At 54.5% G+C, this 21,085-nt stretch carries 17 protein-coding genes; 8 read left to right on the top strand and 9 right to left on the bottom strand.

The window, feature by feature from the left end; translation table 11 throughout:
* Positions 1–41 precede the first annotated feature (41 nt).
* Complete coding sequence (locus FFH21_RS10125) at positions 42–800, bottom strand: thioesterase II family protein (RefSeq protein WP_004664605.1); 759 nt, start codon at positions 798–800, stop codon at positions 42–44.
* 316 nt (positions 801–1,116) lie between these two features.
* Between FFH21_RS10125 and FFH21_RS10120 the strand changes: the two genes are divergently transcribed.
* Positions 1,117–1,653, top strand: coding sequence for an RNA polymerase factor sigma-70 (locus FFH21_RS10120; protein ID WP_002552913.1), 537 nt, complete (start codon positions 1,117–1,119; stop codon positions 1,651–1,653).
* Between the two features lie 72 nt (positions 1,654–1,725).
* Here FFH21_RS10120 and FFH21_RS10115 read toward each other — a convergent pair whose 3' ends face one another.
* Positions 1,726–2,250, bottom strand: coding sequence for an SgcJ/EcaC family oxidoreductase (locus FFH21_RS10115; protein WP_011168281.1), 525 nt, complete (start codon positions 2,248–2,250; stop codon positions 1,726–1,728).
* A gap of 193 nt (positions 2,251–2,443) precedes the next feature.
* Between FFH21_RS10115 and FFH21_RS10110 the strand changes: the two genes are divergently transcribed.
* From FFH21_RS10110 to FFH21_RS10095, 4 genes are read left to right on the top strand one after another with little or no spacing between them, the layout of a single operon-like run.
* Positions 2,444–3,628 (top strand): sensor histidine kinase, encoded by a 1,185-nt coding sequence (locus tag FFH21_RS10110; RefSeq protein ID WP_004664601.1) that lies wholly within the window; start codon positions 2,444–2,446, stop codon positions 3,626–3,628.
* The gene (locus FFH21_RS10105) at positions 3,625–4,293 is read left to right on the top strand and encodes a response regulator transcription factor (protein WP_002552911.1); all 669 of its coding nucleotides are present in this window, start codon (positions 3,625–3,627) and stop codon (positions 4,291–4,293) included. Before FFH21_RS10110 ends, FFH21_RS10105 begins: the two co-directional genes overlap by 4 nt.
* Positions 4,290–6,626, top strand: coding sequence for an ATP-binding protein (locus tag FFH21_RS10100; protein ID WP_011168279.1), 2,337 nt, complete (start codon positions 4,290–4,292; stop codon positions 6,624–6,626). The genes FFH21_RS10105 and FFH21_RS10100 overlap by 4 nt, the downstream gene beginning before the upstream one ends.
* Positions 6,623–7,087, top strand: a complete 465-nt coding sequence (locus FFH21_RS10095; RefSeq protein ID WP_004664597.1) for a response regulator — start codon at positions 6,623–6,625, stop codon at positions 7,085–7,087. The genes FFH21_RS10100 and FFH21_RS10095 overlap by 4 nt, the downstream gene beginning before the upstream one ends.
* Before the next feature lie 7 nt (positions 7,088–7,094).
* Here the strand turns inward: FFH21_RS10095 and FFH21_RS10090 are convergent, their stop codons facing one another.
* Both FFH21_RS10090 and FFH21_RS10080 read right to left on the bottom strand, forming a co-directional pair.
* Positions 7,095–7,526, bottom strand: a complete 432-nt coding sequence (locus tag FFH21_RS10090) for a universal stress protein (RefSeq protein WP_002552909.1) — start codon at positions 7,524–7,526, stop codon at positions 7,095–7,097.
* Between the two features lie 293 nt (positions 7,527–7,819).
* Entirely contained in the window at positions 7,820–9,079 is a 1,260-nt protein-coding gene (locus FFH21_RS10080; protein ID WP_004663377.1) for an IS256-like element ISPsy17 family transposase, read from the bottom strand.
* A 68-nt stretch (positions 9,080–9,147) separates the two neighbouring features.
* On the opposite strand from FFH21_RS10080, the gene FFH21_RS10075 reads away from it, so the two are divergent.
* Together FFH21_RS10075 and FFH21_RS10070 are read left to right on the top strand one after the other, a co-directional pair.
* Positions 9,148–10,626, top strand: a complete 1,479-nt coding sequence (locus FFH21_RS10075; RefSeq protein WP_041924501.1) for a glucosyltransferase domain-containing protein — start codon at positions 9,148–9,150, stop codon at positions 10,624–10,626.
* A gap of 25 nt (positions 10,627–10,651) precedes the next feature.
* Complete coding sequence (locus tag FFH21_RS10070; RefSeq protein WP_011168277.1) at positions 10,652–12,154, top strand: glucosyltransferase domain-containing protein; 1,503 nt, start codon at positions 10,652–10,654, stop codon at positions 12,152–12,154.
* Between the two features lie 19 nt (positions 12,155–12,173).
* Here the strand turns inward: FFH21_RS10070 and FFH21_RS10065 are convergent, their stop codons facing one another.
* Both FFH21_RS10065 and dusA read right to left on the bottom strand, forming a co-directional pair.
* Positions 12,174–13,661, bottom strand: coding sequence for a glucan biosynthesis protein (locus FFH21_RS10065; RefSeq protein ID WP_004659871.1), 1,488 nt, complete (start codon positions 13,659–13,661; stop codon positions 12,174–12,176).
* Between the two features lie 194 nt (positions 13,662–13,855).
* Positions 13,856–14,875, bottom strand: coding sequence for a tRNA dihydrouridine(20/20a) synthase DusA (dusA, locus tag FFH21_RS10060; RefSeq protein ID WP_011168276.1), 1,020 nt, complete (start codon positions 14,873–14,875; stop codon positions 13,856–13,858).
* Between the two features lie 101 nt (positions 14,876–14,976).
* Here dusA and FFH21_RS10055 point away from each other — a divergent pair, with 101 nt between their 5' ends.
* Entirely contained in the window at positions 14,977–16,104 is a 1,128-nt protein-coding gene (locus FFH21_RS10055) for a tyrosine-type recombinase/integrase (RefSeq protein WP_011168275.1), read from the top strand.
* Positions 16,105–16,450: 346 nt separating this feature from the next.
* On the opposite strand, the gene FFH21_RS29940 is transcribed toward FFH21_RS10055, so the two are convergent.
* The 3 genes from FFH21_RS29940 to FFH21_RS10025 all read right to left on the bottom strand — a co-directional run bounded on the left by FFH21_RS29940 (position 16,451) and on the right by FFH21_RS10025 (position 21,052).
* Complete coding sequence (locus tag FFH21_RS29940) at positions 16,451–20,326, bottom strand: calcium-binding protein (protein WP_168203951.1); 3,876 nt, start codon at positions 20,324–20,326, stop codon at positions 16,451–16,453.
* A 24-nt stretch (positions 20,327–20,350) separates the two neighbouring features.
* On the bottom strand, positions 20,351–20,524 hold the full coding sequence (locus FFH21_RS29935; RefSeq protein WP_155007597.1) for a hypothetical protein: 174 nt from the start codon (positions 20,522–20,524) through the stop codon (positions 20,351–20,353).
* A 204-nt stretch (positions 20,525–20,728) separates the two neighbouring features.
* Positions 20,729–21,052: a hypothetical protein gene (locus FFH21_RS10025; protein ID WP_050772260.1), complete on the bottom strand. Its 324-nt coding sequence runs from the start codon at positions 21,050–21,052 to the stop codon at positions 20,729–20,731.
* Positions 21,053–21,085 lie beyond the last annotated feature (33 nt).

Raw genomic sequence — 21,085 nt, 5'->3', positions numbered from 1 at the left:
ACACGCGCCCTGCAGAGAGGCCGCGCGCGAGGCAAACAGGGTCAACCGGCGGCCCGGTTCATTTGCCGTGAGGTGCTGTTGCGCCAGCGGGCCAGGTGCTGTTCGCAATAGCGCCGCAGCAGACGGAGCAGCTGTGTTTGCTCGTCGACCAGATAAAAGTGATGGCCCTCGAACATGTCCAAAGAGAATCCGGTGCGGGTCTCTTCCTGCCAGTCGAGCAGTTCCTCGACGCTGATGCTGTCCTGCTTGCCGCCAAATACATGGATCGGCACGCCGAGTGGCTCGCGCACGCCATACACAAAGCTGCCGCAGAGCAGAAAATCGGCGCGCAGGATCGGCAGCATCAACTGCATGAGCTCCTGATTGGCGATGACGTTTTCGCTGGTGCCCTTGAGCGTGCGCAGCCGATCGATCAGTTGCGCATCGGTCTTGGCGGCGACGTATTCGCTGACATCGCGGCGCACCGGACCAGCAGTCGCTGATGCGAACAGCGCCAGCGGTGCGGGCAGACCGCGCTCGCGCAAGGCGTGCGCCAGCTCAAAGGCCAGCAGCCCGCCCAGACTGTGGCCAAACAACGCATAGGGCTTGTCCAGCTCGGCGCTGATTTCGTCGGCCAGACGGTTGGCCAGTTGCACGATATCGGTCTGCAACGCCTCGTCCATACGCATGCCGCGACCGGGAGGCTCCAGAGGCCGTACATTCAGCCACTCCGGCAATTTGCGCCGCCAGGGGCTGTAGAACATCGCGCTGGCGCCGGAAAAAGGCAGGCAGAACAGCGTCAGGCTCACGGACGTACTCATATCTGAACCGTCCGTCTGTTGGCGCGGATGTGAAAGCGGCGTTGCGCGTGATCGAAGCGCATGGGGTTCTCCTGAGGTATTCCCTGGCCGCAACCGTGGTCGGGCCTGTCACCAATGAGAACGGATGGCGTCTGCAAATAATTAGTGGAGATGCGCGTCGCGAGAGCGCGCCTGACGAGGCCGCACTGTTAAAGTGCGCTGATTGGCTTTCGCATTTGACAATAATTATCATTAAGGCTAATTTGTTGCCCCATGTGACGGCGCTGCACCTCCTGCGGCCCTCCCCCTCAATTGTTCAAGCAGCAAGGTGAATTCCATGACGGAACACGTAATCACAAGTAAGTGCGACTCACCATTACTCCAGGCATTCGTCGACAACTACTTGCTGCTGGTCAAAATCGCGGCGCGCATCGTGGGTTGCCGGTCCCGGGCCGAGGACGTAGTGCAGGACGCCTTTTTCAGACTGCGCTCGGCACCTCAAGCCACGCTGACTTTCAAGGCCCAGCTCAGTTACCTGTTTCAGATCGTGCGCAATCTGGCCATCGATCATTACCGCAAACAGGCGCTGGAACAGAAATACACTGGCCCCGAGGCCGAGGGGCTGAATGTGGTCATTCAGGGTGCATCGCCGGAAACCTCGCACATCAACTTCTCCAGCCTGGAGAAAATTGCCGACGCCCTGACCGAACTGCCGCCCCGCACCCGCTACGCGTTCGAGATGTACCGTCTGCACGGCGTGCCACAAAAGGACATCGCCAAGGAACTGGGCGTGTCGCCGACGCTGGTCAACTTCATGATCCGCGATGCGCTTGTTCATTGCCGCAAGGTCAACGGTGCCAACGCTGAAGCGTGATAATTCAGAAAGACAAAAAAATCCGGAGCACTGGCTCCGGATTTTTTGTTTCTGCCTTGAATAGACAGTCGATCAACGGCTGACCTGATATTCAGGCTGTACTTCCGGCATGGCCGAAGAGTGGTGGTTGAGAATCTTCCACTCGTTGCCGATGCGGTGGTAAAGGAACGAATAACGCGCCTGTACCTTGGTTTTCTTGCCGTCTGCAGCCGTCAGAGTGAAGGTGTAGACACCGTTGTCCGCAGCGGCATCAGGCCCCAGACGACGAATCTCACGGTAGTTGATCTCGCCAACCGGTTTGAGCGCCAGGAAGTGATCGAAGTAGTCGGTGATCTCTGCCGGAGTAGCACGTACCTTATTGGAGACCGTTGGCTGCAATACTGCGTCCTGCGCATACAACGAGGCGACTGTCTTCGAGTTACCGGTCTGCAGGGCTTTATTCCAGCGGTCAAACAGACCGGCGATTTCCTTGTCATTCACATTGCTTGGCGTCTCGGCCACCATGCGGTAGGTGTAGCCGGACGGCTCGGCAGAAGCCTGAACCATCGGTGCACTCACAGCCAGCAACAGGGCCAGGGCGGTCAATTTAGTTTTCATCGCTACTCTCCTACGGGGTATCTGTTCAGGGATTCAGTGAGTGCCACTTTGCCCTCCCCGCCACTGCGCGCCATCGGCCAACCGGGGTTAACTGTGTATGCCAATCGGCAGATAGGCTTTATCTCCTGAAAAAGTTCTAATAGCGTCACTTCCGTTATGCCCGCGCGGGCATCCACCCTCGCTGGAGCTCCCCATGCAAAGCCCCCCCCATGACCCGGCAAGCGCGCTGGCAATCCGCAATCAGTATCGCCAGTCGCAAAGCCGCGCTGCTCGCCTGCGTCTGTTAGTGGATACCGGTCAGGAGCTGACCCAATTACCTCCCGAGGCCATGCGCCAGCGAGTGCTGCAGCGCGCCTGCGCATTCGTCGCCATGGACCATGGCCTGCTGCTGGAATGGGGCACCGACAACAATGTGCAGACCACCGCCAGCCATGGCAATGCCGACCGCCTGAGTACCCTTGAAACAGTTGCCGACCCGCTGGCCATCGGCCCGCAATGGCTGGAGCGCAGCGGTCCCGACTTGCCTTGTGTGCTGTTATTGCCGTTGCGTGGTGCCGACGAAGGCTGTTTCGGCACCTTGATGCTGGCCAACAGCGTAGGCATCAATGCCCCGGACAATGAGGACATCGAGTCCCTGCAACTGCTGGCAACGTTGCTGGCGGCACATCTGGAAAACAATCGACTGCTTGAAGCACTGGTCGTCAGAGAGCGCACCATGTCCGAACTGGTCCGCCAGTTGTTCACCGCTCAGGAAGACGAACGCAAACGCATGGCCTACGACCTGCACGACGGGCTGGCCCAGACACTCGCCGGTCTGCACCAGCGACTGCAGGGTTTTGCCGGTCGCTGTCCGGAACTGCCTGAACCGCTGGATGCCGACCTGCAAGCCATTCTCAAGCTGGCGCAGCACTGCGTCGGTGAAGGTCGGCAGTTGATCGGCGGTTTGCGACCAAGCGTGCTGGATGATTTCGGGCTGTTGCAGGCAGTCGACAAGGAAGCCGACCGGCTGCGTGAAGCGGGCATCGCCGTGCAGTGGACTTCGCGTTCCCAGGCACGCTTGCCCAGCCACCTGGAAATTGCGTTATTCCGCATCGCTCAGGAAGGCATCAACAATGTCTTCAAACACGCCGGAGCCAGCCGCGTAGAATTGGCGCTGGAACTGAGTAACGACAATGTTTCACTAAGCCTGGAAGACAACGGCCGGGGTTTCATCACCGAAAAGCCGCGTAACGGCAGTAGCGTTCAAAAGCTGGGCCTGGTGGCCATGCAGGAACGCGCCAGCCTTCTGGGCGGCCGCCTGACCTGCTTCAGCCGCCTTGAGCGCGGCACCCGGCTGCGCGCCATCGTCCCTTTTACCGCAGACAAGGCAACAACATGACTGACACTGTGCGACTGGTTTTGGCGGACGATCATGAAGTGACCCGCACCGGGTTCGTCTCGCTGCTGGCGGGGCATCCGGAATTCGAAGTGGTCGGCCAGGCCGCAGACGGCCAGCAAGCCATCGACCTGTGCCAGGAACTGCAACCGGACATCGCAATTCTCGACATTCGCATGCCAGTGCTCAACGGACTGGGCGCTGCGCGAATTCTCCAGCAGCGTATGCCGGACCTGAAAGTGGTGATTTTCACCATGGACGACAGCACTGATCATCTGGAAGCCGCGATCAGCGCGGGGGCGGTGGGCTATCTGCTCAAGGACGCCAGCCGCGACGAAGTAATCGCCGGTCTGCAACGTGTGGCCCGTGGCGAAGAAGCCTTGAACAGCACCGTCAGTGCGCGCCTGCTAAGGCGCATGACCGAGCGCAACACCAGTGGCGCAGCCCTGCCGGAATCCCTCACACCTCGCGAACGTCAGGTACTGGGACTGGTGGCGGGCGGCTTCAGCAATCGTGAAATCGGCGAAAAACTCGGCATTACTACCGGCACCGCCAAGGCACACGTGGAAAAGGTCATCGGCAAACTGGGTGCCTCGGACCGTACTCAGGCCGCCGTGCGTGGCGTGGCGCTGGGCCTGGTGAGCCAGTCGACGAGCGAGTGGCGATGACGACAACCGGAAGCAGTCGCTGGGAAGACCTTCCGTTACGCGGCAAGGCGCTGGTGGCCATTTCTTTACCGCTGGCGATTCTCATGTTCTCGCTGGTGCTCATCTATATCGCTGAACGCCAGACCGCTCAGGCAGAGGAAGATGTACGCCGTGTGCTGCTGGTGCAAGGCGACATCCAGACACTGCACACCCAGATCGCAGAAGGCGCGGCCAGCGTACGCGGCTACCTGCTGACTCATCAGGAAGACTTCCTGCCTGGCTACATCAACGCGCAGCCGCTGATCGGGGCGGCGTTGGCGCGACTCAACGACAATGTGCGCGATGAGCAGATGCGCGAACACCTCAAGGCCATCGAGCCGCTGATCAACACCAAGGTCGACGGCCTGGAAAAACTGCGCTCGATGAGCATGGAAGATCAACAAACCGTTGCCCGCATTCTGGTCGAAAACAAGTACGTGCTCGACCAGCTGCGCGAGCGGATCGGCATCATGCGCGAGCGCGAAGACGCCTTGCTCGCCGAACGCACCGAAGCGGCGGCCGCTACCCGCGAACGCCTGCTGCGCTCGACCCTGCTGGCAGCCGCCTGCGGAATATTCGGAGCCATTCTTGCCGTGCTGATGCTGTCCAAAGGCATCGTCGCGAGGGTGCATCAGGTGCAACGCAATGCTCAGCGGCTGGCGCTCGGGCACCCGTTGCTGCCCCAACCCCCGGAAAAGGACGAAATCGGCCAGCTCGGCACCCGACTGGTCGAAGCCGGCCAATTGCTGGCCGAACGCGAACGCGCGCTGCGCGACAATGAAGAACGTTTGCGGCTGATTATCGAAGGCGTGAAGGACTACGGCATCTTTGCGCTGGACCGCAACGGCTATGTCACCACCTGGAACGCAGGTGCCGAGCGCATCAAGGGCTACACAGAGCAAGAAATCATCGGTAAGCACTTCTCTGTTTTCTACCTGCCGGAGGAATGTCCGCAACACCCTGACATGGCATTGCGTGAAGCAACGGTCAACGGCCGCTACACAGAAGAAAGCTGGCGCAGACGCAAGGACGGCAGCCGTTTTTGGGCCAGCGTGGTGATTACCGCCCAATACGATGGCAATGATGAACTGCGCGGCTTTTCCAAGATCACCCGTGACATCAGTGATCGTCGTGTCGCCGAAATAGCCCTGGGTACGGCCCGCGAGGAAGCCGAGCGGGCCAGCCGGGCGAAAAGCGAGTTTCTCTCACGCATGAGCCACGAGTTGCGCACGCCCCTGAACTCGATTCTGGGCTTTGCCCAGTTGCTGGACATGGACTCGCCTGCAAGCCAGCGACCGCAAATCGGCCATATCCTGAGAGCCGGCCAGCACCTGCTGAAACTGATCAATGAAGTGCTCGACATCGCCAGAATCGAAGCCGGGCATGTGTCCCTGAGCCTGGAACCGGTATCACTGTCGAGCGTACTTGAAGAAGCGCTGGTGCTGGTCTCGCCGATGGCGGCTGATGCCAACATCGAATTGAAGGCGTTGCCGCAATTGCCTGACAAGCTTGGCGTGGTCGCGGACCGCCAGCGCTTGATTCAGGTGTTGCTCAACCTGCTGTCCAACGCCATCAAATACAACCGTCCCGAAGGTCAGGTGCGGATTGAAGTCGAGCAGTCGGACGAGCGCGTTACCGTGAGCGTAATCGATACCGGCTACGGAATTGCGCCAGAGCGTATCGGGCAGTTGTTCAAACCGTTCGAACGACTGGATGCCAACCCGAGCGTCGAGGGCACCGGGCTGGGGCTGGCGCTGAGCAAAAGCATGCTGGAAATGATGCACGGTACCCTGTCAGTGCAGAACACACCGGCTGAAGGCTGCCGCTTCATACTGGAGCTGCCACTTGTTCTGGTGCACGCCCCCACAGCTCCCCTGCCACAGACTGGCATGCCTTCTGACGCCGCCCCTGTCGCCCGCCTGCCTGCTCGCCCGGCTTATCACGGCAAGCTGCTGTGCATCGAAGACAACCTGTCGAGCATGGCCTTGATCGAGACGCTGATGCAGCGCAGGCCCGGTATCCAGCTGCTGTCGAGCATGCAGGGGCAGCTGGGGCTGGATCTGGCCCGCCAGCATGCGCCGCAGCTGATTCTGCTGGACCTGAACCTGCCGGACATCAAAGGCCTTGAGGTGCTGCATCGTCTGCGGCGCTTGCCGGCTACGGCCAATACCCCCGTCCTGATGATTACAGCTGACACCCGTGATAAAGCCAGTTGCGAACTGAAACAGGCCGGTGCAACGGCCATTCTGACCAAACCCATTCAGGTGCCGGTGTTTCTTGCCCTCCTGGACCAGTATTTACCGGAGCCAACATGACCGGAGATTTTCGCATTCTGATCATTGACGACCAGCGGCCCAACCTTGATCTGATGGAGCAACTGCTTGCCCGCGAGGGCCTGACCAATGTGCTGAGCAGCACCGAGCCGTTGCGCACGCTGGACCTGTTCAACAGCTTTGAGCCGGACCTGGTGGTGCTTGATCTACACATGCCCGAATTCGATGGTTTTGCGGTTCTGGAACAGCTCAACCGGCGCATTTCGGCCAATGACTATCTGCCGATCATGGTACTGACCGCCGACGCGACACGCGATACCCGACTACGCGCACTGGCGCTGGGCGCACGGGATTTCATCAGCAAGCCGCTGGATGCGCTGGAAACCATGCTGCGTATCTGGAACCTGCTGGAAACCCGCGCTCTGTATAAATCGCTGCGCAAGCTGGTGCCGCCGGAAAACATCGAGCTGTTGCGCCAGCCAAGGACGCTGACGCAGCAGTGAGGCGTCTTTATTTGATGAGTGTCACCGGCACCGACACTTCATGGATCACCCGCGTGGCTACCGAGCCCAGTAGCAGGCCGCCAAAGTTGCCTAGCCCGCGGGTGCCCATGACCACAGCATCACATCCCAATCGCTGAACCTCGGCTTCTACCTGCTCGGCGACGTTGCCCAGTTCGACATGGGCCTGGAACGGCACGCCCGCTGCGGTCAGCAGCGCAATCGCATCATCGAGCACCCGCTTGCCTTCATTGGTCAGCCCGGCCTTCACACCATCAATCATGTCGGGGGCCAGATAAAGGCTGTAATCAATGGGGCTGGCCTGCACATTGAGGATATGCACCTCAAGCGATTTGGTGAGGTCGCCAGACAATTCGATGACATAGCCCAAGGCACGCATGGCGTGCTCGGAGCCGTCGAAGGGAACCAAAACTTTGTGCATGTGCGCTTTCCTTGAAGGGGTATGCGATCAATATAATCCGTTGACTGGCAGGCAACCACTGCTGAAAGGCAGCTTGTTGATTCAGGGCAATGTGTGCTGGCCTACACCTCTGCGACCGCAACACACGATGGGCTGGAAGATGATTTGATTTGACGAAGGCATTTATTCTTCTAGAGTGAGTGCAGTAGTGCAAGCAACGACCGGCAGTGGCGGTATCGGTCTCATGGAACGAGGGAGTATCAGTTTTTTTGTGTTCGGGCTGGTTAGGGCCTGCCGTCAGGCAGGCCCTTGTTTTACCAGCTCGGTCTGGTAAATCGGTCTCCGTACAGGATCGCAAATTGATTCATTGCCACTTTCCAGTCGTGTGCCGCATGACCCCAGTTGGCGGTGATGTTGCGCAACCCAAGCCATATCAGTTTCGTCGCAGCCTCATCGGTCGGGAAGTGCCCTCGAGTCTTGATGATCTTGCGTAACTGGGCATTGATGCTCTCGATGGCATTGGTCGTGTAAACCACTTTGCGAATGCCCGCCGGAAAAACAAAAAACGGTATAACCCGATCCCAGGCGCGACGCCATGCAGCAACTACAGTCGGATACTGCTTGCCCCAGGGGCCCGCTTCAAAGGCGTTAAGCTCTTGCTCAGCCACATCGGCATTGATCGCCTGGTAGATCGGCTTGAGTGCTTTGGCCAGTGCCCGACGTTTATCCCAAGCGGCATAGTCCAAGCTGTTGCGGATCAGATGCACGATGCAGGTTTGCAGCGTCGTGGCAGGAAAAACCGCCCCCAACGCCTCCGGTATTCCTTTGAGGCCATCCGTGACGGCGATCAGAACATCTTCAACGCCACGAGTCTTGAGGTCGTTGAACACCTTCATCCAAAACTTGGCACCCTCGGTGCTCTCGATCCATATACCCAGAATGTCGCGCGTGCCATCAGGTAATACCCCCAGCGCCAGATAAATAGCCTTGTTGCACACTAACCCCTCGTCCCGGATTTTGACCCGTAACGCATCGAAGAAGATCACCGGATACATCGGTTCCAAGGGTCGTTGCTGCCAAGCGCCCACCTCTTCCATGACCGCATCGGTGACTGAGCTGATGAAGTCATGGGACACGTCAGTTCCATACTGCTCAGATAGAAAAGCGCGGATCTCACGCACCGTCATGCCCCGGGCGTACATGGCAATTATCTTGTCGTCGAAGCCTGTAAAACGGCGTTCGTGCTTGGGAATCAGGATCGGGGCGAAGCTACCATCGCGGTCTCTGGGGATATCCAGGCGAAGCGGCCCGTCGTCGGTCAGAACCGTCTTGCTGCTTTTGCCATTGCGCTGATTGGTCGCCCCCTCAGGGCGCTCCGCGCCCTGAGGGTAACCAAGGTGGTGACCCAGCTCGGCGCCTAGCGCACGCTCGATCAGAGCCTTCTTGAACGCCATGGACGCGTCTTGAATGGCTTCGGCGCTCATCGGGCCTTTAACAAACTGCTCGATCAGCTCTTGGGGAATCGAGGGCAACTCCCTCGCTGTTGCATTGGCGGACTTCTTTTTGGTCGGCATACATGCACCTCTAGCTACATGTTATGCCCGAACACAAAATTTCTGACAGTCTCTGGAACGATCAGTCAATGACTGCCCATTGGAACAAACGCCTCTCGAAACAGGCCACGCTGCTATTCATCCTGGCTGCCAACGTTTTCTATATTCTGCCGTTACTGCTTGCCAATGCGCCCTCTGCCGAAGATGACCGGATCTCAAGCAATGCTCAGGGGCAATGGGCAGAGCAAGGATATCCACTTGCCACCCTCGCCTATCGCGCGCTGACCTTTACAAACGGCGCACCCGAACTCTTCCCACTGCCACTGTTAATCGCTACAGCGCTGATTTCGTGGGCCATGTTCAAGTGGGTGCGTGACTGCTTTGCGACGCCCACAGTGATTGACTGTCTGGTGGTACTGCCGCTTTGGTACAACCCGTTCCTCCTGCAGAGCCTTTCTAGCCACTACGACGGCCCGATCATTGCGCTGGGCATCGCTTTGATCGTTTTCGCAATTGTTTATGACTCCCCCTCAATGGTCAGAAAACTGGCTATTCCAGGCCTGATGATCGCCTGCGCACTGGCGTCCAGTACAACAAGCCTCAATGTTTTCCTCGGCCTCTGTTGCGTTGAATGCATGAGAGCGCTGATACAACAGCGCATTCCGGGTTTCATTGGCAGGCTGCTGATGATCAGGCTGACGCAGTTGTTGTGCGGATTGTGCCTTTACGCGACGGTCGGCGCATACGACTTGCTGACAATGGACAGTCATTGGCTTGCGGAAATAATCAGGCGGCTGGCCCTGCTCCACCAGAACGTGGGATTTTTGTTCAACACAGGCACCACCTGGCTGGCTATCGCGCTTTTACTGGTTGCGCTACCTGGTTACGTCAGCCACGTACTCAATGCATTCAGGCGACCGAACGGCGTTGCCCGCAAGGCAGTCGCTGTCCTCTTTTACCTGAGCCTGCCTGTTGCACTCTTGCTGCTGATTCCCGGAACAGCCTTGTTGGCAAATGATTTCGCGGGCCGGGCCGGAACATTGACGGGATTCTCGACACTGCTGATCGCGCTTTTTTTCCTGATCAACACGCATGCCTGGAAACAGCATGATGCAGTGCGTCTGGTGCTGATCCTGCCGGTCGTGTGCATGCTGTCCTTTTCCTATGCCTACGCCAGAGTGCTGATCCTGCAGAAAGAGCTCGGCACTTATGTACTGTTCAGCCTTGCCTACGACATCGACACCCTGCCTGATCTGCAAAATATAGACACTTTTCACTTCGACAGTCAGCCACTTCAAAACTGGCTGCCAGCGGCCAGCGGAACCTTCGAAAAACTTCCTGCGATCAAATACATCATGAATGTCGACGAGCGCGCGACACCTGCAAGACTGCAACGCGTTGGTATCACTCGCGGTGAACGGCTGACATCGCCATGCACTGCGCAGGACCTGACGTCCAGTGCACCGATAGTTGATCGCACGTTCTACAGCATTAAGGTTCATCAGCAGACCGGCTGCATCGTCATGAAAAAAATTACAACCCCCGATACTTATATCTGGGAACCGTAACCCACTTTCCGCAGCGACACTTCCCATGCCCCCTATCAGATGGCTGAGTCAAGCACTTTCCTGGCAACACTCATATTGGCTACTGCTCGGGGCAAGCCTGCTGTACATAGTTCCGTTTCTCATGGCCGACCAGACTTACGCCGATGACTACTGGAGGTCGCAACTTGCACAGGGTCGCTGGACAGAACAAGGCCGCCCTGGCGTAGACCTGCTTTATATGGTGCTCGGTTTTTCGTCAGGCGCGATCAATCTGTTCCCGCTGCCGTTATTGCTGACCACTGGCCTGCTGGCGGTATCCCTGACCCGCTTGGCGCATCATTACTTTAGCCGCCCTACCGCGCTGAGCTGCCTGATTGTGTTGCCTGTTCTGTACAACCCCTTCTTCCTGCAGAACCTGTCTTACCAATACGACGGTCCAGGGATGGTACTGAGCCTGTGCCTGGCGGTGGAGGCACTGCTGCATTCGACCTGCAAGCCGTTGAAAAGCAGCTGGAAAGCGGCCTTATGGGTGGCTGCAGCGCTTGCACTCTATCAGCCGGCACTCAATGTTTTAGTGGGCCTGTACTGTATTGAGTTTATTCGCAGCGTCGAGGCGAGAAAGACGTTCAACGCCTTGTTCTCTTCACTACTGAGCCAACTGATCATCCTGGCAATGGGGCTTCTGATTTATGCGTGCCTGGCGATACCGTTCATCAAAGGCAGCCGCACGCATCTGCTGAATATAAATCAGGGCGCGTTACAGGAGTTAGATGACCGTATACAGTTTCTGGCTCAGCAAATAGCACTGCTCGTGCACGGTGAGTTACTTGAAATGACCGCCACGATTATCACCCTAGTTGCCACTGTGAAACTCATTTCCATCGCGACAGCCCTGCTGCAATATGCCGAGCCCCTCTGGCGCAGAGTGGGCGTGTTTTTCATATTTCTGGTCACCGCCCCACTGCTGATATTTCTTGTATCGGGTACAACCCTGATGCTCAAAGACTTCATCCCGGAGGCCCGAACCCTGACCGGTTTTTCGATACTGATTGTCGCAGCGCTCTATCTTTACGAACGTTCCTGCCCGCCGGAAACGCTGTTACCCAGACTGTTTATCGTCCTGCCACTGGCGGGCATGCTCTCGCTTTCGTTTGTCTACGGGAATGTTCTGAGCGCGCAAAAAGAGCTGGGCCAGCATGTTGCACGAAGCATTGCCTACGACATCGACGCGCTATCACAGTCGAGAACGCTGGAGCGTATACATTTGCGAGGGTTCTATTTGCAAAACTGGTTGCCCGCGGCGCAGTCGGCCTCAAACGTCTTACCGGTACTGGGTTACCTACTGAATACTCATTACCTGACGCTGCCGGAAGCACTGCCGAGAACCGGCATCATCAATGTCCATAAATATACCGAGCCGCCAGTCGGTGAACATCTTCAGCCCCCGGTGCTGATCAGGCCGCTTTATCGCGTTCACCTGTCTGAAAATACGGGTTATCTGGTACTCAAAAAAATCACCGAGCCGCAGGACTATCATCCAGAGCACTGACCGCATCGGGCCTCATCCGTCAGGATGGATGGTATTGGTACAGCCAGCTCTCGGTTAACGTCTGCTCACCCAGCCGCAGATACAGACGCATGTCTACCGGTTCCGCACCTTCTACCGTCAGGTCGAATTGCGCCCGCCAATGCCCCGCCATACCGTCAGGCACCGCCTCAGTAAAAATATTGGAGAAAGTCCCTCTTGAGCTGGACAACACCGCTTCCGGAAACGTATTGAACGGCACTTTTTCCAGAGTGCGGCCCTGAAATTCGACGACAAATTTTCGCACGCCTTGCGGCCGCGTCTGTCCGGGCCGGCCACCATTACCGAAGCGCGTCGCCACGCAATGTGCCAACTCACCGGGGTACGGCTCATCCGCCAGCCAGTGCAGACGATAACGCAGCCGGTAATCTGTTCCGGGGCCTGCCGGTTTTTCAGGCACCCACATGGCGACGATATTGTCGTGGATCTCATCGTCAGTGGGAATTTCAACCAACTGTACGGCGCCTTTCCCCCAATCGCCCAAGGGCTCGATCCACAGGCCCGGCCGCCGTTCATAATGCACGCCATCCAGGTAATGGCTGAATTCGCGATCCCGCTGCAGCAGACCGAAACCTCGCGGGTTATTGTCACTGAACGCAGATGCCATGGTTCTCGGCGGGTTGTTCAACGGTCGCCATATTCGCTCGCCTGCACCGGTCCAGATCGCCAGTCCGTCGGAGTCATGCACCTCGGGCCGCCAGTCAGCAGCTGTTTTCTTGGCCTGTTCGCTGAACCAGTACATCGAACTGATCGGCGCGATGCCGAACCTTTGCACTTCGCCGCGCATGAACAGTGCGGCCTCGACCTCCATCACCACCCCTTTGCCCCGCTGTATGGCAAAGCGATACGCCCCACAGATACTCGGCCCGTAAAGCAGTGCATAGACAACGACCGAGTCGGATGTATTGCTGTCCGGCGATTCAAACCAGAAGTGAGTGAAGTCGGGAAATTCTTCCGCACGCTCGGGCTGGGCGACATCCAGCGCGATACCCCGTGCGGAAAGTCCATATTGATACAGCTCGCCAATGGCACGAAAGTACGCAGCGCCGAGAAAAGCCGTCCAATCGTTATTACGCCAATCCAGTTTTTTCTGATGGCCTGTTCGACTTTCCTGAAAGCGAAACCCGGCAAAGCCAACACCCTGAGTCAACTGACGCGCAGGGCTGTCTTCGGGCATGTCGAAATACGCCTGATCGTAGAGAATTTCCCTGGCAGCACCCTTATCGACGACATAGAGCCGCACCGGCTTGGGGAAAAACTTCCCCGGGTGGAAAAAAGTGATCGGAAACTGGCCCGGTCCCTCCGCGAACAATGCGTACTCCGGCCTGAAACGAATCTTGCCGTGAGCGTCGTAGTCCAGTTTCGCCAGTACCTCCGCCGGAAGAGTTGACGGCACAATATACGGCTGTGAGGCGGCCTCTTTTGCGCGCTGCACTAAAAGATCAAACGAAAAGGGCTCGCTATCGCCCATTTTCAGCGGCTCGTCAGCCTGTGAGGAAGAAGGGATACCTGATACGAACAACAGAGCAGATATCGAAGAAAACTCGAGAAAGTTTCGTCGATTCAACATGGTGGGAAGTGACCTGGTGGGGGTAGATCTGGTGGGCGGTAGACCTGAGCATAGATCAGCCCGCCAAAGCCACCCGTTCAGCTCGTCCGATTAACTCAATGCCCCTCAAGGAACGCCGCTGCCTGATCCAGCAACAGCATGGGATTTTCGGCCTTGTGTATATCAACCGACAGCAACTGACGGAAACGCCGTGCGCCGGGGAACCCCAAACCAAGCCCGAGCATGTGCCGGGTGACATGGTGCATATTGCCACCGCTGGCAATATGCGCCGCAATATAGGGCCGCATCGACTCCAACGCATCGTAACGACTGATAACCAGCGCAGTGCTGTCGAACAACTGCTGATCAACATGCGCCAATAGATACGGGTTGTGATAAGCCTCACGCCCCAGCATGACGCCGTCGAAGGTCTGCAAATGTTCGCTGCACTGCTCCAGCGTCTTGATGCCGCCGTTGAGTACAATTTCCAGATCGGGGAAATCAGACTTCAACTGCGCGACCACGTCATAACGCAGCGGCGGAATATCGCGGTTTTCCTTGGGAGACAGTCCTTCGAGAATCGCGATACGCGCGTGAACCGTAAAACTCCCGCAACCCGCCTCCTGAACATTGCCAACGAAATCACACAGCTCGGCGTAGCTGTCGCGACCATTTATACCGATCCGGTGCTTGACCGTAACTGGAATACCAACCGCATCGCGCATCGCCTTCACGCAATCCGCCACCAACTCAGGATGCGCCATCAGGCACGCGCCGATCATGTTGTTCTGCACCCGATCGCTCGGGCAACCGACGTTCAGATTAACCTCGTCGTAGCCCGCCTCCTCAGCCAACCGGGAACAGGCAGCCAAGTCCGCCGCCGTGCTGCCGCCCAGCTGCAACGCCAACGGGTGCTCGGTCTCGTCATGACGCAAGAACCGCTCACGGTCGCCGTGCAGCAAGGCTCCGGTGGTGACCATTTCGGTGTACAGCAATGCATGCTTTGAGAGCTTGCGCATGAAGTATCGGCAATGGTGATCGGTCCAGTCCATCATCGGTGCAACAGAGAAGCGTCGGGACAGCGAAAACGCTGATTTTTCAATGTCTGCGGGGGTATCTCGTTTTTCACTGATCATAATTACTGGTCTTTTATACAGCCATTTTTACCCGTTTTTGCTTGTTTTTCATGGGCTTTTGCTACAATGTAGCAAATCGATTATGAAATGTAGCAAATGAAATGGGCACGATCACAACACGGAAACGCAAAGACAAAACCACTGGCTTCACTGCTCAGATTCGGATCAATAGGGTCGGTTTGCCAGTTTATCAGGAAACCCAAACCTTCGACCGTAAGCAGGTTGCCCAAGCCTGGATCAAGAAACGTGAAGCAGAGCTAACAGCACCCGGTGCGATCGAGCGCATAAACCGCAAAACCGTCAGCATCAAGCAGATGATCGACCGATACCTTGATGAGTACGAGAAGGTTCGCCCGCTGGGTAAGACCAAGCGGGCAACGCTTACGGCCATAAGCGAGAGCTGGCTGGGAGAGGTAGCCGATTCAGCATTGACCAGTCAGAAGCTGGTTGAGTATGCGCAGTGGAGAATGGCCAAGGAAGGCGGCGGAGTCCAGGCGCAAACCATAGGCAATGATCTGTCGCATCTGGGAGCGGTGTTGTCTATAGCAAAGCCAGCATGGGGGTATGAAGTCGCCCCTCACGCAATGTCGGATGCGCGGATCGTCCTGCGTAAGCTAGGCATGGTCAGCAAAAGCAAGGAGCGTACTCGGAGACCCACGAAAGACGAGCTCGATGCCCTTTTTACCCACTTTTTTGAGATGCAAATACGTAAGCCGTCCTCTATCAATATGCCTAAAGTATTGGGGTTCGCGATATTTTCCACGCGAAGGCAGGAAGAAATTACTCGTATTCGCTGGAACGATCTGGACGAAAAACGCCAGGCTGTGCTGGTCAGAGACATGAAAAATCCTGGACAGAAGATCGGCAACGACGTCTGGTGCCACCTTCCTGACGAAGCTTGGGCGATCCTGCAGAGTATGCCTAAAGGGTGCTCAGAGATTTTTCCCTATAACTCAGATTCGATCTCTGCCGCATTCACACGAGCTTGTAAGTATCTAGAGCTGAAAGATCTGCGCTTTCATGACATGCGACATGACGGAATAAGCAGACTTTTCGAGATGGACTGGGACATCCCTAGGGTATCGAGCGTCTCAGGCCATCGTGACTGGAATTCGCTACGCCGGTACACGCACCTGCGAGGACGAGGTGACCCCTACCAGGGCTGGGGGTGGCTCAAAAAGATTGTGAACGCAGAAGTTGACCTTGGCGTACGCGTAAAACAGCACTAGCACAGCAATAAACCTCGCGGCGACGTTCCCCCGGCGAACCAAAAAATTGAAGAAAGACTTTTATTTTAAAAGTCTTTTTAATCTTGCGTAAATTTGGCTTAACTATAACGCGATTCACGCAGTTAAAAGCGCTACACCTCATTTGTCCTGAGAATGGAATCCCTCCAAGTAGGAACCATGGCATCAGTTGGCAGAGATGAAATCAGCATATTCACTTTTCCTCTGACCATAAACGTCAAGCAAAGCTCGACCAATTTACTGATGCGCTTTTCAAACTTAACCTAACTGACTATATTGTGCAGCCTAGCTCCTTAGCACCTTCGCTGAAACTAGGCTGCAGCATATATTAACTTACGTGATCTACAACATTCTCATGGGAATTAATCCCAATCAAATCTATCAGCTGAGAATCTGTCATATTACTACCGTCTGAAAACTGAATCTGCTTAACACCATTGTTAGGATAAAGAAGACTGTAGTCCAGCACGACCTGATCTCCTTCGATGCCGTCGGTGATTATCAGACTGTTACCGGATGGGGTGGTTGTAACCGTCAATGACGCCGCGGTGATACCGACGCCGAACTTCAGAATAGGTGCCTCGCCGGCGGAATATGCGTTATCTATCTCAAGGTAGCCATAACCGGCATTGAAGATAAAGGTGTCATTGCCACCGCCACCGTGGATCACATCCTGGCCGCCCTTGCCATCAAAGGTCTGGGCGCGGGCCGATCCGTTCAGCGTGTCATTCCCAAGGGTCCCGGTCGAATTCTTGATTTCCAGCAGCTGATCCTTCATCGTGACAAGGTCCTCAAACGCCAAGGAGCTGCCGTCAGAGAACTCAGCTTTCTTAACACCATAGTTAGGGTAAAGAAGACTATAGTCCAGCACGACCTGATCCCCTTCTATGCCGTCGGTGATTATTAGACTATTGCCGGATGGAGTGGTTGTAACCGTCAATGACGCCGCCGTGATACCGATGCCGAACTTCAGAATAGGTACCTCACCGGCGGCATATGCGTTATCTATCTCTAGGTAGCCATAACCAGCCTTGTAGATAAAGGTGTCATTGCCACCGCCACCGTGGATCACATCCTGGCCGCCCTTGCCATCAAAGGTCTGGGCGCGAGCGGATCCGTTCAGCGTGTCATTCCCAAGGGTCCCGGTCGAATTCTTGAGCTCCAGTAACTGATCCTTCATCGTGACAAGGTCCTCAAACGCCAAGGAGCTGCCGTCAGAGAACTGGACCTTTTTTACTCCATAGTTAGAGTTAAGAAGGCTATAGTCCAGCACGACCTGATCCCCTTCTATGCCGTCGGTGATTATCAGACTATTGCCGGATGGGGTGGTTGTAACCGTCAATGACGCCGCCGTGATACCGGTGCCGAACTTCAGAATAGGTACCTCCCCGGCGGCATATGCGTTATCTATCTCCAGGTAGCCATAACCAGCATTGTAGATAAAGGTGTCATTGCCACCGCCACCGTGGATCACATCCTGGCCGCCCTTGCCGTCAAAGGTCTGAGCGCGAGCCGATCCGTTCAGCGTGTCATTCCCAAAGGTCCCGGTCGAATTCTTGATCTCCAGCAACTGATCCTTCATCGTGACAAGGTCCTCAAACGCCAAGGAGCTGCCGTCAGAGAACTGGACCTTTTTTACTCCATAGTTAGAGTTAAGAAGGCTATAGTCCAACACAATCTGATCCCCTTCGATGCCGTCGGTGATTATCAGACTATTTCCGGATGGGGTGGTTGTAACCGTCAATGACGCCGCCGTGATACCGGTGCCGAACTTCAGAATAGGTACCTCCCCGGCGGCATATGCGTTATCTATCTCCAGGTAGCCATAACCAGCATTGTAGATAAAGGTGTCATTGCCACCGCCACCGTGGATCACATCCTGGCCGCCCTTGCCGTCAAAGGTCTGAGCGCGAGCCGATCCGTTCAGCGTGTCATTCCCAAGGGTCCCGGTCGAATTCTTGAGCTCCAGTAACTGATCCTTCATCTCGACCAGATCCTCAAATGCCAAAGAGCTGCCGTCAGAGAACTGGACCTTTTTTACACCATAGTTAGAGTTAAGAAGGCTATAGTCCAATACGATCTGATCCCCTTCGATGCCGTCGGTGATTATTAGACTATTGCCGGATGGAGTGGTTGTAACCGTCAATGACGCACCCGTGATACCGGGGCCAAACTTAAGTATCGGAACATTACCCACCAAATAAGAGTTGTCAATCTCTAAATAACCATAACCACCATTATAAATAAATACATCATTTCCACCATCGCCTTTAACTGTATCACCACCACCACCACCACCACCACCACCACCACCACCACCATCAAAAACTACATCTTTATTGCCACTTGAAATAAGCTCGCTCTTTGCGCTACCAAAAACCCATTGATCAGCTGTTGCAACGAGAAAGTCAAAGCCATTACCATCACGACTTCCTGCAGACCTGAAACCATCCACAAGTAACTCTCCTGATCTGCCAGACGCTCCAAGCGCATGATAGAGTACAGTTAAAAAGTCATACGCTTCATCTGGATTTTTCTCATATATTTTTTGTACCTCCGATACTGCTGAGTCTACATTAAACGCGGCACCATCAACGCCAAAGCCCACCGAAACATCAGAAATTATTTTCAAGTAATCTTTTTTCTGAAGTATTAGCGCATCCGCAACATAACTCTTTAACGAAGAGTACATCTCCTCTAGCACAACAGCTGAGTTCAAAGCAGGATTATTTGTTGAAGCGTTATCTCCATACTTTTGAAAGAATTTTTCACCTAGAAAAAACTCTATAGAGCTTAATTTTCTAGCATCAAAAAAACCTCCACGACTGCCAGGATCTATGTTTGCACTTCCTGTCCATGAAAAAACAATATCATCAACAACCGACATACTGCCAGAGGTAGTAGAATCACTGTAAAACTTATCGACTAATAGCGCAAGACCACCACTAGAATCCAGCGCCATAGCTTGATGCAAGTCATGCGCAAAACCAAGGCCTTTAACGTTCGGAAGCCCTGCTATGTACTCATTAATAATAACGGGATCTTTCTCTACCGAATCCACAAAATTAGTAGCAAACCAAACATCATCTATAGCCAAAACCGAACCGTCAACCTTAGTATAACTACCCAGTTGCCTATGATCATTACCACCAGCATCTAAATTAGAAGAAACCTTATAATCAACATTTATACTCGCAACACCTACATCATACAATTTGTGGATTTCAGAAGCCTCAGAAATACCGTTAGAATTTGAGTCTATCCAGACACCAACCTTACTAAACAAACTGTCACTTGAACTGAAAACCCCATCGCCATTTGAGTCTAATTCTTTTAAGGCCTCAAATCCATTTGAAGCTCTGGCCCCGCCGACCAAAACCATTTGGTCACCGAAAAGCTCTTTACCATTATCGATTACTCCATTTTCATTCCTATCCCAAACCAATAGACCATCAGCTCCGGCAATCCATCCTGTCGCTTCGGCACGATTATCTGCGTTATGGTCGAAATGAGCACCTGAAGATACTGAAGTAGTGCTTACTCCATCTCCGTTCAGATCCAAGATTAAAGGCGAAGATGTATCTGAGGCACCATCAAACTTTTCTTGCAGCCCCTGGTAAAAGCCTTGAAACTTACTTCCAAGATCCTCAGCAATTTTACTTAAAAACTCTCCAGCATCTGATACTTGCTTTACTACTTGATCATACGCATCGCCTAAGGCCTTAGAAATATCATCCTGAAAGTAGTCCAAGGCTTTACCAATTGCCGCTAGGGACAACCCCAGACCTAGCGCCAACGGACCAAACGTAGCCCCGCCTATACCTGCAAGAACAACTCCAGTACCTAGAGTTGCCATAACAGCAAAACTTGATGCAATTCCTATTATGCCAGATGCCAACCCTAAAATTTGACTTGGCTGAATATTTCCTGACTCAGCAGCCTCGCCAAGCACCGCCACAGCGGTGGACGCTTGCCCAAGAGTTGCGGGCACACCCAAAATCGGATGCTTTGTAAGAAGTGAAACCACAGCTTTAGTCCCTGTCGCGGCTAAAGCTAACGTTTGCACATCAGTCATAGACGCGATGTTTTCGGAAGTACTTTTATATGTTGACTCAAGGGCATCATATACCGCCTGAGCGTCATCAACGCCCTTGCCGAACATGAAAGGATCAACAGTAATATTAACGTTTTGTTCTGATGCCATATCAACACTCCCTATAATAATTTTTTAACTTTTTCGCGCAACATATATCATCACAAGCAGCCCAACACCAACAACTACAAGAAAAAACTTCAGCACATAAAAACCCACGCCAAGGGGTTCCCCCTTTGACTCTTTTTCATTTTCATGCAACTGCATCAACAACCCCACCCCCACAAGAAGCGCGAGAAATATCGCCATCACATTACCGCCTCACATTAGTTTTCTTAAAAGCAACTATTAAACTGCAATCAGCCTAAAACATTTCCAAATACCAAGCCATAAAACAAGAAGCTACAGAGCTCGCACCTAAAGCGCAGCAGCCCGAGAACATCAAAGGTTTTTTTGACATTCAATATTTCGGAAAGCATATTACTTACAGAGACAAAAAGTAAATGGCACTACCTATAGATTTTGGTCATATTTTCTTTTTAGTAGCATTTGAGCGTCCGGAGCTGAACGAGCCTTTTGGTAGCTCTGGCTCATCATTTGCCGACGCATAGCAAAATCTGGATGAGTGACACGCTTCCCTTCTTTAGCGTCCTCTTTCCCTAAAGCGTATTGAACTGATCCAGTACCCCACGTTAGCCTCTCCGCAGCGACCGGCTGCGAAGCCATGAAAAGATCACCCATGAATTCGCCTAGCTGACGAATGTGAAGCGACAACAACTCCACCACTGCTTGAGGGGTTACCAGTATTGCATAGAGTATAAAAATCAATAAAAACATTGGCTTAACAGTTTCGCGAACACACTCAAATCC

Source organism: Pseudomonas sp. KBS0707, from assembly GCF_005937945.2.
In the GTDB taxonomy this organism is placed as follows: domain Bacteria; phylum Pseudomonadota; class Gammaproteobacteria; order Pseudomonadales; family Pseudomonadaceae; genus Aquipseudomonas; species Aquipseudomonas amygdali.
The sequence above is the reverse complement of the archived record's forward strand: the minus strand, read 5'-3'. Positions and strand labels throughout refer to the sequence as shown.

What these genes read in the sequence shown, in the direction of transcription:
- FFH21_RS10080 (WP_004663377.1), bottom strand. Translation starts at nt 9,079, where the DNA reads ATGCCGACCAAAAAGAAGTCCGCCAATGCAACAGCGAGGGAGTTGCCC.
- FFH21_RS10055 (WP_011168275.1), top strand. Translation starts at nt 14,977, where the DNA reads ATGGGCACGATCACAACACGGAAACGCAAAGACAAAACCACTGGCTTC.
- FFH21_RS10070 (WP_011168277.1), top strand. Translation starts at nt 10,652, where the DNA reads ATGCCCCCTATCAGATGGCTGAGTCAAGCACTTTCCTGGCAACACTCA.
- FFH21_RS10095 (WP_004664597.1), top strand. Translation starts at nt 6,623, where the DNA reads ATGACCGGAGATTTTCGCATTCTGATCATTGACGACCAGCGGCCCAAC.
- FFH21_RS10115 (WP_011168281.1), bottom strand. Translation starts at nt 2,250, where the DNA reads ATGAAAACTAAATTGACCGCCCTGGCCCTGTTGCTGGCTGTGAGTGCA.
- FFH21_RS29935 (WP_155007597.1), bottom strand. Translation starts at nt 20,524, where the DNA reads ATGGCGATATTTCTCGCGCTTCTTGTGGGGGTGGGGTTGTTGATGCAG.
- FFH21_RS10110 (WP_004664601.1), top strand. Translation starts at nt 2,444, where the DNA reads ATGCAAAGCCCCCCCCATGACCCGGCAAGCGCGCTGGCAATCCGCAAT.
- FFH21_RS29940 (WP_168203951.1), bottom strand. Translation starts at nt 20,326, where the DNA reads ATGGCATCAGAACAAAACGTTAATATTACTGTTGATCCTTTCATGTTC.
- FFH21_RS10090 (WP_002552909.1), bottom strand. Translation starts at nt 7,526, where the DNA reads ATGCACAAAGTTTTGGTTCCCTTCGACGGCTCCGAGCACGCCATGCGT.
- FFH21_RS10100 (WP_011168279.1), top strand. Translation starts at nt 4,290, where the DNA reads ATGACGACAACCGGAAGCAGTCGCTGGGAAGACCTTCCGTTACGCGGC.
- FFH21_RS10065 (WP_004659871.1), bottom strand. Translation starts at nt 13,661, where the DNA reads ATGGGCGATAGCGAGCCCTTTTCGTTTGATCTTTTAGTGCAGCGCGCA.
- FFH21_RS10025 (WP_050772260.1), bottom strand. Translation starts at nt 21,052, where the DNA reads ATGTTTTTATTGATTTTTATACTCTATGCAATACTGGTAACCCCTCAA.
- dusA (WP_011168276.1), bottom strand. Translation starts at nt 14,875, where the DNA reads ATGATCAGTGAAAAACGAGATACCCCCGCAGACATTGAAAAATCAGCG.
- FFH21_RS10105 (WP_002552911.1), top strand. Translation starts at nt 3,625, where the DNA reads ATGACTGACACTGTGCGACTGGTTTTGGCGGACGATCATGAAGTGACC.
- FFH21_RS10120 (WP_002552913.1), top strand. Translation starts at nt 1,117, where the DNA reads ATGACGGAACACGTAATCACAAGTAAGTGCGACTCACCATTACTCCAG.
- FFH21_RS10125 (WP_004664605.1), bottom strand. Translation starts at nt 800, where the DNA reads ATGAGTACGTCCGTGAGCCTGACGCTGTTCTGCCTGCCTTTTTCCGGC.
- FFH21_RS10075 (WP_041924501.1), top strand. Translation starts at nt 9,148, where the DNA reads ATGACTGCCCATTGGAACAAACGCCTCTCGAAACAGGCCACGCTGCTA.